General features: G+C 61.0%; 14 protein-coding genes. 3 read left to right on the top strand and 11 right to left on the bottom strand.

The window, feature by feature from the left end:
- Positions 1–37: 37 nt before the first annotated feature.
- On the top strand, positions 38–1,573 hold the full coding sequence (locus WCL58_RS03375) for a phospholipase D family protein (RefSeq protein WP_336850503.1): 1,536 nt from the start codon (positions 38–40) through the stop codon (positions 1,571–1,573).
- A gap of 56 nt (positions 1,574–1,629) precedes the next feature.
- Here the strand turns inward: WCL58_RS03375 and WCL58_RS03370 are convergent, their stop codons facing one another.
- Complete coding sequence (locus WCL58_RS03370; protein ID WP_336850501.1) at positions 1,630–2,043, bottom strand: energy transducer TonB; 414 nt, start codon at positions 2,041–2,043, stop codon at positions 1,630–1,632.
- Positions 2,044–2,357: 314 nt separating this feature from the next.
- On the opposite strand from WCL58_RS03370, the gene WCL58_RS03365 reads away from it, so the two are divergent.
- Positions 2,358–3,443 (top strand): NAD(P)-dependent alcohol dehydrogenase, encoded by a 1,086-nt coding sequence (locus WCL58_RS03365; RefSeq protein WP_049199629.1) that lies wholly within the window; start codon positions 2,358–2,360, stop codon positions 3,441–3,443.
- A 26-nt stretch (positions 3,444–3,469) separates the two neighbouring features.
- Here the strand turns inward: WCL58_RS03365 and WCL58_RS03360 are convergent, their stop codons facing one another.
- From WCL58_RS03360 to WCL58_RS03330, 7 genes are all read right to left on the bottom strand, one after another.
- The gene (locus tag WCL58_RS03360) at positions 3,470–4,348 is read right to left on the bottom strand and encodes an efflux RND transporter periplasmic adaptor subunit (protein ID WP_102984678.1); all 879 of its coding nucleotides are present in this window, start codon (positions 4,346–4,348) and stop codon (positions 3,470–3,472) included.
- A 7-nt stretch (positions 4,349–4,355) separates the two neighbouring features.
- A complete protein-coding gene (locus WCL58_RS03355; RefSeq protein ID WP_336850500.1) occupies positions 4,356–4,568 on the bottom strand; it encodes a DUF1656 domain-containing protein in 213 nt (70 codons plus the stop codon).
- Position 4,569: 1 nt separating this feature from the next.
- The gene (locus WCL58_RS03350; RefSeq protein WP_336850499.1) at positions 4,570–6,507 is read right to left on the bottom strand and encodes an FUSC family protein; all 1,938 of its coding nucleotides are present in this window, start codon (positions 6,505–6,507) and stop codon (positions 4,570–4,572) included.
- Positions 6,504–6,968 carry a MarR family winged helix-turn-helix transcriptional regulator gene (locus tag WCL58_RS03345; RefSeq protein WP_336850498.1) on the bottom strand — a complete coding sequence of 155 codons (465 nt, stop codon included), beginning with the start codon at positions 6,966–6,968 and terminating at the stop codon, positions 6,504–6,506. The genes WCL58_RS03350 and WCL58_RS03345 overlap by 4 nt, the downstream gene beginning before the upstream one ends.
- Positions 6,969–7,124: 156 nt before the next feature.
- Entirely contained in the window at positions 7,125–7,985 is an 861-nt protein-coding gene (locus tag WCL58_RS03340) for an oxidoreductase (protein WP_043147473.1), read from the bottom strand.
- Between the two features lie 27 nt (positions 7,986–8,012).
- Positions 8,013–8,879 carry an oxidoreductase gene (locus WCL58_RS03335; protein ID WP_336850496.1) on the bottom strand — a complete coding sequence of 289 codons (867 nt, stop codon included), beginning with the start codon at positions 8,877–8,879 and terminating at the stop codon, positions 8,013–8,015.
- Between the two features lie 32 nt (positions 8,880–8,911).
- Positions 8,912–9,934 carry an MBL fold metallo-hydrolase gene (locus WCL58_RS03330; RefSeq protein ID WP_319856982.1) on the bottom strand — a complete coding sequence of 341 codons (1,023 nt, stop codon included), beginning with the start codon at positions 9,932–9,934 and terminating at the stop codon, positions 8,912–8,914.
- Positions 9,935–10,100: 166 nt separating this feature from the next.
- Between WCL58_RS03330 and WCL58_RS03325 the strand changes: the two genes are divergently transcribed.
- Entirely contained in the window at positions 10,101–11,033 is a 933-nt protein-coding gene (locus WCL58_RS03325; RefSeq protein ID WP_060418889.1) for an AraC family transcriptional regulator, read from the top strand.
- Between the two features lie 36 nt (positions 11,034–11,069).
- Here WCL58_RS03325 and WCL58_RS03320 read toward each other — a convergent pair whose 3' ends face one another.
- The 3 genes from WCL58_RS03320 to WCL58_RS03310 form a co-directional block, all read right to left on the bottom strand.
- A complete protein-coding gene (locus WCL58_RS03320) occupies positions 11,070–12,011 on the bottom strand; it encodes a sugar phosphate isomerase/epimerase family protein (protein ID WP_070914331.1) in 942 nt (313 codons plus the stop codon).
- A gap of 10 nt (positions 12,012–12,021) precedes the next feature.
- A complete protein-coding gene (locus tag WCL58_RS03315; protein WP_060418885.1) occupies positions 12,022–13,197 on the bottom strand; it encodes a Gfo/Idh/MocA family protein in 1,176 nt (391 codons plus the stop codon).
- 67 nt (positions 13,198–13,264) lie between these two features.
- Positions 13,265–14,188, bottom strand: coding sequence for a substrate-binding domain-containing protein (locus WCL58_RS03310; RefSeq protein ID WP_336850494.1), 924 nt, complete (start codon positions 14,186–14,188; stop codon positions 13,265–13,267).
- Positions 14,189–14,473 lie beyond the last annotated feature (285 nt).

Raw genomic sequence — 14,473 nt, 5'->3', positions numbered from 1 at the left:
TATAAAGCAAAGCAGTCAACCTCCGAGGCCGCTTCCCGTGATAAAAATTGTCGTGTATCTGATTCTCGCCGTGACGATCGCCATTATTGCGGCAAGAGTCCTCTTTCGTTTGCCGGATATTTCCCAGCGTCTGCCGCAGGCGGCGTTGCCGGCGGATCCTGCCGCCCAGTTACCGGCGCGGGCCGCCGAACTGATGGCGGCGCATCCAGGCCTGAGCGGCGTGGTGCCGCTGGCCAGCGGGCACGATGCGTTCGCCAGCCGCCTGGCGTTGGCGCGGATGGCGGAAAGGTCGATCGACGCCCAGTACTACATCTGGCATAACGACACCTCCGGGCAGATCCTGCTGAAAACCCTGTATGACGCCGCCCAACGCGGCGTGCGCGTGCGGCTGCTGCTGGACGATAACGGCGTCGCCATGGACGAGACCCTGGCGGCGCTGAACGACCAGGAAAACGTCGAGATCCGCCTGTTCAACCCATCAACCGTGCGCACGCCGAAGTTGGCCGGCTACGCCTTTGACTTTATGCGTATGAACCGCCGCATGCATAACAAGTCTTACATTGTCGACGGCGCCGTGGCGATCATCGGCGGTCGCAACATTGGCGACGAGTATTTCCAGGTCGGCGACGAAAACTATTTCCTCGATCTCGACGTGCTGAGCGTCGGCAGCGTAGTGGCAGAAACGGCCGAGGTGTTCGATCGCTACTGGAACAGCGCGTCGGTGTTCGGCGTTGAGCAAATTATCCGGGGCAAAGGTAATCTTTCTGCCTTCCTGACGCAGGCCACCGCGACCGAAAGCAGCGAACGGGCCCGCAAATTGGCGGTGCAGCTGGAAACCAGCGCGGTGCGCTTTCGCGATGGCGCCGTCCAGCCGGAATTCACCCAGGTAGAGCTGGTGGCCGACGATCCGGCGAAAGGGCTGGGCAAGGCGTCGCGCGATCGGTTGATGGTGACGCAGCTCGGCAAGATCATCGGCGGCGTCGGCCGGCAGCTGGATCTGGTTTCCGCCTATTTCGTGCCGGGGCGGGAAGGGGCGAGCTTCTTTGAATCGCTTGCCAAACAGGGGAAGTCCATACGCGTGCTGACCAACGCGATGAACACCACCGACGTGCTGGTGGTGCATGCCGGCTACGCCAAATACCGGCGTGAGCTGCTGCAGGCGGGCGTCGAACTGTTCGAGCTGAAGCTGCGCGCCGGTCAACCGACCGGGCGCAAGGAACTCAAGCCGCTGGGGCTGTCCGGCGCGGCGCTGCACGCGAAAACCTTCGCCATCGATGATAAGCGGGTGTTTATCGGTTCGTTCAATTTCGATCCGCGCTCGGCGCACCTGAACTGCGAAATGGGCTTCTTGATCGACAGCCCGACGCTGGCGGCCGACACTCGCCAACTGTTTGATGGCCCGCTCGAGTACGCCGCCTACCGCCCGGTATTGACGCCCGAGGGCAAAATGGTGTGGAAAGAAGCCTTCGAAGACGGCCACACCGAGGTGCATCAGCAAGAGCCCGGCGCCGGCTGGGTAAAACGCATTATTCTCACCGTGGCCGGCTGGCTGCCGATCGAGTGGATGCTGTAACGGCAGCGAATGCCGCCACCCGTTGAGTCAACCGTTGCAAAGGAACCTATCCTACGCTATCGGTTGGCTTCAGCATCACCAGAGAGTTTAAAAGTAAACAACGCCGTTTCATTAACGCTGCCTGGTATCCAGCAGCTGCGTGCGATAGCGCTTTTGGCGTCGCGATAGAACTCCGGTGTGCCCGTTAGCACGATATTTCTGGCTTTACCCTTATCATCAACATCAAACGTTGCGCTCACTTCGCCTTCACGTTTTTCAGCCTTCGCAGAGGCAGAATAGTATGGCCGCTCATAAAAGACTTGTCCGTCGCATCCCAGGTTAGGCGGTTGCTTTACCGTTGGAACATTGCTGCCTGCACGCCAGGCATAGACGCAATCGTTCATCGCACTGGCTTTTTCACAGCCATCAGGTTGCAATGGCGCGCAGCCGGCAAGTGCCAGGCTCAGCGGGATGAGGGTGAATCGTGACATGGCGTTTCCTGCATGTTTTATCAATCAGATAACGTATATTTTCGCTGAGCGCAGGGTATTTAGGAAGAGAAATTATGCAGCTTTCGCTAGGGTGTTAACCATTCTTTTCTTAAGCGATGCTCTATTCGAAAATATGAGGGTAAATAGTTTTCCGGGGTGGGTTAATTCTTCGGTTAATTATATTCCTCATTTTACTTCACTCTTGGAATTATTGGTGGTAGTGATTATTTTACAAGGTATTAAAATAGAAAAAATAACCGCTTGGGTTATTCTTTCTTGTAATCACCTCGACAGAAACCAAAGGGTCTTCCACCATGCGCATGATGAAAGCCGCCGCCTTTATCGAAAGGGGGAGAATAGAACTCATTGAAAAACCGATCCCTTCTCCCGGCCCCAATGATGCCTTGCTTAAAATAACCACGACGACAATTTGCGGTACCGATATTCATATTCTCAAGGGCGAATATGCCGTGCCTCACGGGTTGACCGTGGGCCATGAACCGGTCGGGATTATCGAAAAGCTCGGGAGCAATGTTAAAGGTTTTAAAGAAGGGCAGCGAGCGCTGGCCGGCGCCATTTGTCCCTCGTTTACGTCCTATGCCTGCCAGGATGGTTTTCCCGCTCAGGACGGTGCCTATTTGCCGGAATGCCGTTGCCACGGATACAAAGCGACGGCGGGGTGGCGTTTTGGCAATGTTATCGATGGCACGCAGGCTGAGTATGTGTTGGTACCCGATGCCGAAGCAAATCTGGCGTTAATCCCTGATGCGCTGACCGATGAACAGGTGCTGATGTGTCCGGATGTGATGTCTACCGGATTTAAAGGTGCGGAAAATGCCAACATTAAAATTGGCGATACGGTGGCCATTTTCGCCCAGGGGCCGATCGGATTATGTGCCACCGCCGGGGCGCGTTTGCAAGGCGCCAGCCTGATCATTGCCGTCAGCAGTTCCCCCGAAAAGCTGAAAATGGCGGGCGAGATGGGGGCAAACGTCCTGCTGAATTACAAGGAACACGATGCGGTTGAGGAGATCTTCAGGCTTACCGGCGGGCGGGGTGTGGACGCCAGCATAGAGTGTTTGGGAACGCAAACCACCTTTAATCAGGCGCTGCGGGTGTTAAAACCCGGCGGCACCTTATCCAGCCTTGGCGTTTATAGCGAAGACCTCCATCTGCCGGTGAGTGCGCTTGCCTATGGGCTGGGCGATCATACTATTCGCACGGCATTGTGCCCGGGCGGTAAGGAGCGGATGCGCAGAATGATGAACGTGATCCAGCATGGTGGGTTGGATCTCACGCCGTTCGTGACGCATCGCTTCCGGCTGGAGAATATCGCAGAGGCCTACTCGTTGTTCGCGGAGAAACGCGATGGCGTGATTAAGTTGGCCATCACGCCATAAAGTGCATCGATACGGTTAACGGCAGATTATTCCCCGTTATCCTTGAGACTAACCGTCGCCGTGCGGCCGGCGATCAGCTCGACGCCGTGGGGAATGGTGTCGATCGCGATGCGCACCGGGATGCGCTGCGCCAGACGGATCCAGCTGAATGTCGGGTTGACGTTGGCGAGCAGATTGCCGGCGGCGGTGGTGCGCTCGCTGTCGTTGATGCCGGCGGAAAGCCCGTCGACGTGGCCATAGAGCGGCTGCCGTTCCCCCATGATGCGGATCACCACCTTGTCACCGTTCTGGATGCGGCCCAGCTTGGTCTCTTCGAAGTATCCGGCGATGTAGAAACTGTTGGAATCCACCAACGCCATGATCGGCTGACCGGCGGTCGCGTAAGCGCCGGGGCGCAGGGAGAAGTTGGTGATCACGCCATCCACCGGCGCATAGAGATCGGCGCGCTGCAGGTTGATGCGCGCCAGCGCCCGATCCGCCAGGGCCTGATCCAGATTGGCCTTCGCCAGCGATTGGGCATCGCGGCGATTGTCGCGTTCCTGCTGTGAAATAGCCGACTGCAGCGCCTGATAGCGCCGGTTTTCGCGCTGGGATGACGCCAACTGGACGTTGGCGCGTTCCACGGCGGCCTCGGCCTGATCCAGCGCATTGCGCAGCCGTACTTTGTCCAGGCTGAGCAGCAGCTGCCCTTTATGCACCACCTGGTTGTCGTGAATGTGCACGGCGTCCACCTTGCCGGAAACATCCGTGGCCAGCGGCACCACGTCGGCGCGGATCTTGCCGTCGCGCGTTTGCGGGGCATAGGTGTAATAGAGATAAAGCTGCCACAGCACGCCTGCCGCGATCAAAACGGCAATCAGGGTCAGCGCGGGGCGCAGCAGAACAAGGGTACGTTCACGAAACATGGGGTCCTCAGGGGGTGGTAAGCCATTTCAGGCCGTGGAAAAACAGCCCGGCCAGAATAAGAAACAGGGCAGTGTCGAACAGCGGGCGCTGCGCGACCCAGCGATAGACGCCTACCGCGCTGAGCGCCCAGGAAAGCGCCATGCGCGAGAAGAATGCGCACACCAGGCACAGCAGCAAGGGCGAGATGAACACGCCGTCAATGTTGATTTCACCGATCATGTCAGGGATTCCAGTGCAAAGCCGTGGGGAAGTGCAGCAGCCGTAGCCGGGTAAGCGGCCGCAGCGCGCGCCGATCGTTCTGCCGCCAGGCCTGTTGCAGACCGACGTCGATCTGGCCCAGCAGCGCGGAGGGGGCCTCAGCGTGCAGAGAAAGTTGGCGGAACGCCGCCGGCAGACCGGCGTTCGGCGAAGCGCCAGGGCTGAGAGCGCCGGCCTGCTGCAGACGAATCAGGTCGATAGCGGTTTTTAAGCGCATCAACAGCTGTGGGCTGCGATCGGCTTGCCCAACGGCGACCAGGCGGCTACCCAGCGCGGTGATGCGATCCAACGCGCGGGCCTGATAGCGCTGTAAGTCGCGCTCCGTGACGTGGCGATTGAGGCGCAGCATCTCTTGCGCATCCTGCCGCATCAGCCGCGCCACCACCTGATCGGTGCCCCAGCGGCGGAACAGCGCGGCGCACAGGAATGCGAAATAGACGCCGATCAGCGTGCCGGTAGTGCTTTCCAGATACAGCCCCATATTGTTCGGCGCATAGTGCCCCTGAAAGTTGACGTTGCTGAGCGACAGGGCGATCGCCAACGTTGCCAGCGGGTTGCTCGCCGCCCACACGCCGAGCGGCAGCAAAAACAGTCCCATCACGATCAGGAAACTGCCGTAATCCCCGGCCAGCGGCAGCAGCACATAGCTGAGCAGGGCGCCGAGGGCCATAGCGATAGCGGCGAAGCGGCCAAAAGTGGCGATGGTGGCACCGGGATTGTCGCCGGCGCCGAAGAAGGCGATGGCCACGATCCCCATCAGCACCATATTGGCGCCCTGTTCCCAGCCGGTGAAATACCAGAGGCCGCACAGCAGGGCGTAGGTCGTCAAAATTCCGGCGAACATGCGCACCGCCATGCCGATATCCGGCGGCGGCGAGAAGACGCGGCTGCGCATCATCTGCGCCTGCAGCGCCGCGGGCAGCGGCTCGCCGTCCAGGAATGCGTTCAACTGCTGTACCTCGGCCCACAGAGTTAACCACTGCTCAACCTGTTCAGCCAGCTCGTCGACGATCAGCGTTTCCCACGGCGACAGCGACGCCGCAGGCGGCAACAAGCTTACCGAGGGCGCAGCGTGCGGTGCGGGTTCAACGGCCTGCCGCCGGACCTCATTCAGCCACGGCTGCAGGCGGGGGCGCAGGCCGACCGGCAGTGCGGCGATGCTGCTGCCGATGGCCGAGAGCAGCGGCACGATTTGCAGTACGCGTTGCTGTATCGAAATCGCCGCCTGACGGGTGGGCTTATCGACCGAACTGTCATAGCCAAGGGTGGTCATCATCTGATTGAACGAGGCGATGTCGCCCAGCAAACGGATACGGTCCGCGTCGGCCTGGGCGTCGCTGCCCTTGCCGTCGAGGCTGTCCTCCTGCCAACGCGCCAGGTCAGCCAGCCAGCCTTTCAGCCGCGTGCGCAACACCGGCGCCAGCGACGATGGGAACAGCACGCTGTCTACCAGCGTCACCGCCAAAATACCCAGGCAGATCTCCGTCACCCGCGTGACGACCATAGTGAACATCGTGTCCGGGTGATTGATGTAGGCGATGGCGACCAGCATCATGGTGATGGCGCCCAGATGGAAAAAGTAAGCGCGTGGCGTGCGATCGAGATAGGAGAGGCCCAGCATCAGTGACGATGACAGCCCAGCGGCGACGATCAACAGCACCGGCGTGTTGCTAAGCCAGGCCGAAAGGCCCAGCGTCAGCACGCCGGCGAACAGCGTGCCGCAAAAACGGTAGGTGGCACGGGCGCGTACGGCGCCGCTGACCGGATTGCTCAGCACGCAGCAGGTCACCATCGCCCAATAGGGATTTTGCAGGCCGATGCTTTCCGCCAGCGCGAAGGCCAGCATGGCGGAAATAAACAGTTTCGCGGCATACTGCAGCTGCGGTTTACCGATTTTCATGGCTCATTGCCGGCCTGTTGCAGATAGTGGCCTGCGCGCTCTTCAAACAGGCGCAGAATGCGCGTGGCGGTTTCAATATCTTCCAACGGCACGTCGTGCATCAGCTCGACTCGCAGCTTATCGGCCGCGGTTTCGACCTTTTTGGCCAATTCGGCGCCGGCGGGCAGAATGCGCAGGGTTTTAAACCGACGATCGCCGGCCGACTCCTGCCGCTCGAGGAAGCCTAACGCGGCGGCCTGATCCAACAGACGCACCAGCGCACCGGGATTGACGCCGACTTCTTCCGCCAGGTTGCGCTGATTGATGCCCTGCGGATTGCGATGCACCAGAACCACGACGGTAGCCAACGACATGGAGATGCCGGATTTGGCGATCGCCAGCGTCGCAGCCTGTTTCCACACCCGGCGAACCGGTTGCAGGGCGTTGGTGAGGGCATAGAGGGATTTTTCTTTCGATGACATGGGATACCTCGGCAAACAGTGTATATAGGTTAAATGGCAACAGTTGCTTTGGCAATTAGTTTTGAACGCTCGACTGAGAAACAAAAGGTAAGACATACGTGACGACGTCACATAAAACAAACGGGCTACATAGGCAGCCCGTTTGAAAGGTGGGTATTACAGCGCCTGAACGGGATTCATCGCAGCGCCGGGGAAGGCCGTATCTTCACCGCGTTCACGCCACGGCGCCAGATCGCGGCTGCGGGAGGCTACCGCGCTGTCCCACAGCTGATACGCGTCCTTACCGAGCATCAAACGCACCGGCGGGGTGGCGCTGGCCACCATATCGACGATCACGCGAGCGCCCTTAACCGGATCGCCCATCTGTTTGCCGTTCTGCGTGCGGTAATACTCCACCATGCCGGCATCCAGTGGCGCATAGGCCGCGATTTCGCGTTCGGCCTTCATGGCGGCGCTGCTGGCGAAACCGGTACGGAAGGCGCCCGGCTCGATCAGCGTGACGTGGATCCCCAGCGGCTTGACCTCGTGGTGCAGCGCTTCGGTAAACCCTTCCAACGCGAATTTGGTGGCGTTGTACAGGCCGCTGCCGGGGAAGGCCACCAGGCCGGCGATGCTGGTCAGATTGAGAATATGGCCGGACCGTTGAGCACGCATCTGCGGCAGCACTTCACGCGACAGCTCGGCGGCCGCGAAGAAGTTCAGCTCCATCTGGGCGCGGATCTGTTCGGAAGTGAACTCTTCCAGCGCCCCGTAAGAACCGGCGCCGGCGATGTTGGCCAGTACGTCGAGGCGGCCGAAGGTTTCTACGGTCTTCTTCAGGGCGGCGGCGCGCGCCGCAGGATCGGTCACATCCAGCTGCAGAGCCAGCGCGCGTTCGCCGTGGCCGGCGGCGATCGCCTGCAGCGGCGCCAGGCGGCGGGCGGTGAGCACCACGTTGTCGCCCTTGGCCAGCACGGCTTCAGCCAAAGCCTGGCCGAAGCCGGAAGATGCGCCTGTAATAAACCAGGTTTTGTTCATATCGAGATTCCTCGTTATCGTGGAGAGTTACAGTTGAATTTCAGTGAGTTCTGCGCCATCAAAGGCGGTGTCTTCACCCCGTTCGCGCCAGGCGTTAAGCTCCTGCTGGCGTTTGGCGAGGGTGGTGTCCCACATGGCGTAAGCGTCGCGCCCCAGCATCAGGCGCACCGGCGGGGCCGTGAGAGTGATCAACTCCAGCATGCGCTGCGCCGCTTTGGCGGGATCGCCCATCTGTCGGCCGGCGGACTGCGCCAGGTAGGTTTCAAACGGTGCAATCGACGGGCGGTAGGCCTCGATGCGCTGCGTCGGCCGCATGTTCACGTCGCCGGCGAATTCGGTGCGGAAGGCGCCGGGCTCGACCAGGGTCACGTGGATCCCCAGCGGCCTGGCCTCGATGGCCAGCGACTCCGTCCAGCCTTCGAGGGCAAACTTCGCCGCGCAATAGGGGCCGGCGGCGTTCATCGCCACCAGACCGGCGATGCTGCTTACGGTGATCACGTTGCCGCTGCCCTGGCGCCGCATCTGCGGCAGCACGGCGCGGGTCATCTCCGCCGCCGCAAAGAAATTCAGCTCCATCTGCTCGCGCAGCTGTTCGAGGCTGAACTCTTCGCAGGCGCCGGCTACACCGCGCCCGGCCAGGTTGGCCAGCACGTCGATGCGGCCGAACCGCGCCAGGGTATCGGCGACCGCCTTATCGCGCGCGGCGGCATCCGTGACGTCCACCGCCAAAGGCAGCACGCGATCCTCCTGGCCCTTAGCCAGCGCCTGCAGGCGGTCGAGACGGCGGGCGGTCACCACCACCCGATCGCCGTTGGCGATGGCCGCTTCCGCCAGGGCTTTGCCCAGGCCCGACGAGGCGCCGGTGATCAGCCACACTTTATGGTCATTGTTCATTTCAGGTTTCCTGCGAATAAATAAAACGGCGCTTAGCGCCACCAACGGCTGCCGGGGTGCGGCCGAACGATATCGACACGTTCGCCGATCATCGGCGTCGCGACCTGCACGCTAAAGGGAGCGGCATGGCGCAGTACCTGGTCGAACGGGTCTTGCCAGGCGTGCATCGCCAGATCGAAGGTGCCGTTATGGATCGGCAGCAGCCAGCGGCCGAGCAAATCCCGATGCGCCTGCACGGTTTGCTGAGGGTGCATATGCACATAGGGCCAGCGTTTGTCGTAGGCGCCGGTTTCCATCAGCGTCAGGTCAAAGGGGCCAAAACGGCGGCCAATCTCGGCATAACCGGTGAAATAGCCGCTGTCGCCGCTGAAGAACATCCGCAGCTCATCGTCTTCAATCACCCAGGAACACCACAGCGTGCGGTTGCCGTCGGTCAGGCTCCGGCCCGAAAAGTGCTGGGCCGGGGTAGCCGTCAGCCGCAGGCCGTCGATTTCCGTGCCTTGCCACCAGTCGAACTGGCGGATTTTTTCCGGCGCCACGCCCCAGGCCGCCAGGCGATCGCCCACGCCGAGCGGTGCGACGAACTGGCCCACCTTGCCGTCCAGCGCCCGAATGGCGGCCCGGTCCAGATGGTCGTAATGATCGTGCGAGAGGATCACGGCGCGGATCGGCGGCAGCTCCTCGATCGCGATCGGCGGCGCGTGAAAGCGTTTTGGCCCGGCGAACGGCAGCGGCGAGGCCCGCTCGGAGAACACCGGATCGGTCAGCCACCATTGGCCGCGCAGCTTGAGCAACACCGTGGAATGCCCCAGACGGTACAGGCTACGATCGGGTGCCGCTTCAAGCTCGGCGCGCGACAGGCGCTGAATCGGCACCGGCGTCGCCGGCACCGTGCCTTTGGGTTTGTTGAAAAATACGTCCCACCACACGCGCAGGGTGGACTCGGGCAGATCACCCGGCGCCGGCGGCCGCTGATTGTTAAAGCGCCGATCGCGCCATTGTGGCGATGAAGCATAGCCGCCCGATGTCGGGCGCAATTTGGAACAACGGCTCAAAGTCAGAATTCCCTCAGCACAGCAATGGATGATTCGGGCAGCGGCGCGGTTCAGGTCGCCTTTGCCCGCACGACGCGATAAAACTTGTCGTCAAGAATAAGCCTTGAGGGACGGACGATCCATGCGCTAAAGTACTTGTTTGTTTATCAAGAGTACGGATTTCATCATGGACCCGCTGTCAGACGTGTTGTCGCTGCTGCAACCCCAAAACCAGTTTTACGCCGGTTTCGACGCCGCCGGGGACTGGTCGTTCGAGTTTCCCCCTCATGAAGGCATCAAATTCACGGCGGTGATGCGCGGCGCCTGCTGGGGCATGACCGACGATCTGACGCAGCCGATCCATTTCCGCGAAGGGGACTGCTTTTTGCTGAACAGTCGGCGGCGCTTCAGGGTCGCGTCCGATCCGGCGTTGCCGCCGCAGGGAGGGGAGCAGATCATGGCCGAGGCGACGCGCGACGGCATCGCCGTGCATAACGGCGGTGGCGAGGTCTTTTTGATCAGCGGGCGTTTCGGTTTTTCCGGCCAGCATGCGGCGCTGCTGTTTGATGCGCTGCCGCCGATCATCAACATCCCCAAAGCCTCGAGCCAGGCGGGCGTTTTGCGCTGGACGCTCGAACAGTGGACGAACGAGTTGCGTCACCCGCAGCTCGGCGGTGCGCTGATGTCGACCCACCTGGCGCACTTGATGCTGGTGCAGGTGTTTCGCCAGTTCCTCGAAACGGCCCATGGGCTGCCGAAAGGTTGGTTTCTGGCGCTGACCGACCGCCAGATCAGCCTGGCGATCGCCGCCATGCACGCCGAGCCGGCGCGCAACTGGACGCTGGAAGAGCTGGCCCGCATCGCCGGCATTTCCCGCACCGTATTCGCTCAACGTTTCAAAGGGCTGGTTGGCAGCACCGCCATGGAATACCTCTCGCGTTGGCGTATGCTGCAGGCGGCAGATCGCCTGCGGGCCGGTAAAGAAAACGTCGCGTCGATCGCCTACTCGTTGGGATACGGCTCGGAAAGCGCGTTCAGCACCGCCTTCAAACGGGTGATGGCGCAGTCGCCGTCGCAGTATCGGCGGCAAATGCCGGCCGGGGCGAGTGAACCGGAGTGAAAGGGGGCGCAGCGGCCGTGACCGCCGCGCCTGGCTTTACTGGCTGATGCTCTGCTGCAGCGCCTGAACGGAGGAAACGATGCCGGCATCGACCGACATGGTCAGGTCTTCCATTTCCAGCGACACCCAGTCGTTGTAGCCCATCATGCGCACCACCGAGAAGAACGCCTTCCACCACTGCAGATCCCGGCCGCAGCCGACGGCGACATAGTTCCAGGCGCGGCGGGCCACGTCGTCGATCGGTTTGGTCTCCAGCAGTCCGTTAACCTCAACGACGCCGCGCTCAAGGCGCACGTCTTTGCCGTGCACATGGTGAATGGCGGGGCCGAGGGCGCGGGCCACCGCGATGGGATCCGCACCCATCCAGATCAGGTGGCTGGGATCGAGGTTCAGGCCCACCATCGGGCCAACGGCCTCGCGCAGCCGGAACAGCGTTTCCGGGTTCCACACCAGCATGGCGCTGAAGTTTTCCAGCGCAAAGCGCTCGACGCCGCACGCTTTGGCCCGAGCGACCAGCGCCTGCCAATAGGGGATTGCCACTTCATTCCATTGATAGTCCAGACAGTTTTTCACCGTCGGCGGCCAGCTGACGGTATAGGTGATCCAGTTGGGAATGGTGTCATGCGGGCTGGCCGGGGGCAGGCCGCTCATCATAACGATCTTTTTCACCCCCAGCAGCCCGGCCAGCTCCAGCGTATTGTCGGTTTGGCGCTGATGGCGTTGCCCCAGTTCGCCGGGATCGAGCGGATTGCCGGAGACGTTGAGCGCGGCGATTTCCATGCCGCGGCTGGCCAGCGCCTGCTGCAGCTGCCGGCGTTTGGCGGGGTTAGCCAGCAGATCGTCGGTATCCAGATGGGGCGCCGGAGACCAGCCGCCGGTGGTCATTTCCACGCCGCTCACCCCCAGCTCCAGCAGCCGATCCAGCATCTGCTCGAAGGGTAAATGACCCAGGCTGTCGGTACAGAATGAAAGTTTCATGGTGCTTTCCTTATTGGTAATTAACCCAGGTGGCGCCGTTGTCGGCGGAGCGAACGCAGTTTTCAATCCAGCGCACGCCTTCCAATCCGGCGTCGATATCCGGATAGATCAGCGTGGCCAGCGTCTGCCGATCGCCGCGCTGGCTGGCGCTGATGGCGATGGCGAACTTGAGGTAGATATTGGCCCAGGATTCGGCCAGCCCTTCGGTATGCAGCGCACCGAGCCGCTCTTCGGCCAGGGCGCTGTCGTCCAGATAGGGCATGCCGTGGTGCAGCGTTTGGTTGGGCCGCCCCTGGATCTCATGGCGCAATTCGCCGGGGGCAGCGTCGCTCCACTGCAGGCTGGCGAGCGAGCCCACCACGCGGATGCTTTGGCTGTCCATTGCGCCTGCATTGACGGCGGAGGCCCACATGCGGCCGACGGCGCCGTTTTCGTAGTGCATCAGCACCATGGCGTTGTCTTCCAGCGGGGCGCGAGAAGGAATAAAGCTCTGGCGATCGCACAGCAGGGAGGCAATCTTCATATCGGGCATCACCAACTGCGAGATGTAGAAGGTATGGGTGGAGATGTCGCCCAGCACAAAAGAGGGGCCAGCGATTTTCGGATCGACGCGCCACTTTTGCGCCTCGAACGTGTCCGCGCTTTCGTTGGCATTGAAACCGTGGGTGTATTGCAATTCGACCATGCGTATTTCGCCGATGTCGCCGTTCGCAATCATGGCGCGCATCTGCATCAGCAGCGGATGGCCGGAGAAGCCGTAAGTTACGCCGACGATCAGGCCTTTCTCCGCCGCCAGCGCCTTGATTTCTCTCGCCTCCGCCGTGGTGAAGAACAGCGGCTTTTCGCAGATGACATGCAGGCCAGCATTCAGCGCGGCGCGCGTGATTGCATAATGGGTGCCGTTGGGGGTGGCGATGGTCACCACCTCAACGCCATCTTCGCGGTCGGCTTCTTGATCCAGCAGCTGTTGATAGTTGTCATAGCAGCGTTCGGCGGGCACGCCGAGGTTGACGCCAAACTCACGTCCGCGCGCTGCGTCGATATCAAAAGCGCCGGCAACCAGCCGATAAGCGGTGTTGTCGCGCAGTGCGCCGGAACGGTGCTTGTAGCCCACCTGGCTGAGGCGGCCGCCGCCGATCATCGCCCAACGCAGCGGGCGAGGGATGCTTCTTTCACCATTTAACATGCTGACTCCTGATACTGTGGTTTTGCACTCGGGTGCAAAATGGGTTGAAAAAGAGAGTGGCAACGGTTTATTTCTGGTTCATCTGTGCAAATTGCGGGTAGTTTTCTCGCGTCACGGCGGCATAAGGCACCCAGTTGTAAGGCTCGGTTTTAGTGTGATCCAACATCGCTCGGGTCACTTTCACCGCGCCGATCGCTTGGGCTTTGGCATCCTGGAAAATGGTCACCGCCAGGTCGCCGCTTTTGATAAATTGCAGGCCGTCTGGCGTGCCGTCGATACCGGCGACCAGCACGCCATTCTTTTTGGCCTGCTTCAGCGCCATGATCGCGCCGATGGCCATTTCATCGTTGTTGGCGGCGATCGCATCGATCGGCGTGCCGTTCAGCAACCAGCCGGAAACCACGTCGACCGCTTCATTGCGCTGCCATTTGGCGGTCTGTTTCTCTACCACTTTCATGTCTTTGTGTGTGGCGATTACCGCCTCTACCGCACGGGTACGTTCGCGGGTTTCTTCGTTGGAGAGGGCGCCCATCAGGATCGCCACGTTGCCGCGGTAATTCATTTTTTTCGCCAGCGCCTCCATCTGCAGGCGGCCGCTGAGCGCCGAGTCGGAGCCGACGTAGGCCGTCGCGCCGGTCAGCGGCACTTCGGGTTTGCGGTTGACGAAGATGAGGGGGATCGCGGCACGTTGGGCGGCCGCTATCATCGGCTGGACGCCTTGCGTATCGACCGGGTTGAGGATAATGGCATCCACGCCCTGATTAATCAGATCGTCTACCTGCTGCACCTGCAGGGCGACATCGCCCTTGGCATCGACGAACTGGCCCTGCAGCTGCTGCGCAGCCAGTTCTCGTGCCATTTGGCTGCGCAGGATGGAGACGAAGTTGAGATCGAAGTTGGCCAGCGCCACGCCGACCTGGTAGGTCTTGGCCTGGGCGGTCACGACAAACAGCGAGCAGGCTAACATCAACAGCAGTCTGGTTTTTTTCATTACGGTATCCTGTCGAGATGAGAGGTGTTGTGTTAAAGCAGTGTATTTGCAACCGGGTGCAAAACAAGAGACAAGACGGCGATGAGTCTCTGAATGCCACCGTGAATGTTGGCTATGGATAAAATTCGGTCAACTGGGGAAAGGTGAAAACAGCGTGGACGATCACAAACTCTTTACCTTTTGCACCCGGTTGCACAACAAATTGCAATCGGGTGCAAAAACGGGACATAATTGCAGCAGGAATGCCGACGGGCGCTTAGGGGATCTGAGCGAGCAGGGTATAGT

The sequence above is a fragment of the Serratia sp. TMDUHS_CL genome, from assembly GCF_037137105.1.
In the GTDB taxonomy this organism is placed as follows: domain Bacteria; phylum Pseudomonadota; class Gammaproteobacteria; order Enterobacterales; family Enterobacteriaceae; genus Serratia; species Serratia nevei.
This window is presented reverse-complemented; position numbering and strand designations above follow the sequence as displayed.

What these genes read in the sequence shown, in the direction of transcription:
- WCL58_RS03370 (WP_336850501.1), bottom strand. Translation starts at nt 2,043, where the DNA reads ATGTCACGATTCACCCTCATCCCGCTGAGCCTGGCACTTGCCGGCTGC.
- WCL58_RS03365 (WP_049199629.1), top strand. Translation starts at nt 2,358, where the DNA reads ATGCGCATGATGAAAGCCGCCGCCTTTATCGAAAGGGGGAGAATAGAA.
- WCL58_RS03360 (WP_102984678.1), bottom strand. Translation starts at nt 4,348, where the DNA reads ATGTTTCGTGAACGTACCCTTGTTCTGCTGCGCCCCGCGCTGACCCTG.
- WCL58_RS03355 (WP_336850500.1), bottom strand. Translation starts at nt 4,568, where the DNA reads ATGATCGGTGAAATCAACATTGACGGCGTGTTCATCTCGCCCTTGCTG.
- WCL58_RS03350 (WP_336850499.1), bottom strand. Translation starts at nt 6,507, where the DNA reads ATGAAAATCGGTAAACCGCAGCTGCAGTATGCCGCGAAACTGTTTATT.
- WCL58_RS03345 (WP_336850498.1), bottom strand. Translation starts at nt 6,968, where the DNA reads ATGTCATCGAAAGAAAAATCCCTCTATGCCCTCACCAACGCCCTGCAA.
- WCL58_RS03340 (WP_043147473.1), bottom strand. Translation starts at nt 7,985, where the DNA reads ATGAACAAAACCTGGTTTATTACAGGCGCATCTTCCGGCTTCGGCCAG.
- WCL58_RS03335 (WP_336850496.1), bottom strand. Translation starts at nt 8,879, where the DNA reads ATGAACAATGACCATAAAGTGTGGCTGATCACCGGCGCCTCGTCGGGC.
- WCL58_RS03325 (WP_060418889.1), top strand. Translation starts at nt 10,101, where the DNA reads ATGGACCCGCTGTCAGACGTGTTGTCGCTGCTGCAACCCCAAAACCAG.
- WCL58_RS03320 (WP_070914331.1), bottom strand. Translation starts at nt 12,011, where the DNA reads ATGAAACTTTCATTCTGTACCGACAGCCTGGGTCATTTACCCTTCGAG.
- WCL58_RS03315 (WP_060418885.1), bottom strand. Translation starts at nt 13,197, where the DNA reads ATGTTAAATGGTGAAAGAAGCATCCCTCGCCCGCTGCGTTGGGCGATG.
- WCL58_RS03310 (WP_336850494.1), bottom strand. Translation starts at nt 14,188, where the DNA reads ATGAAAAAAACCAGACTGCTGTTGATGTTAGCCTGCTCGCTGTTTGTC.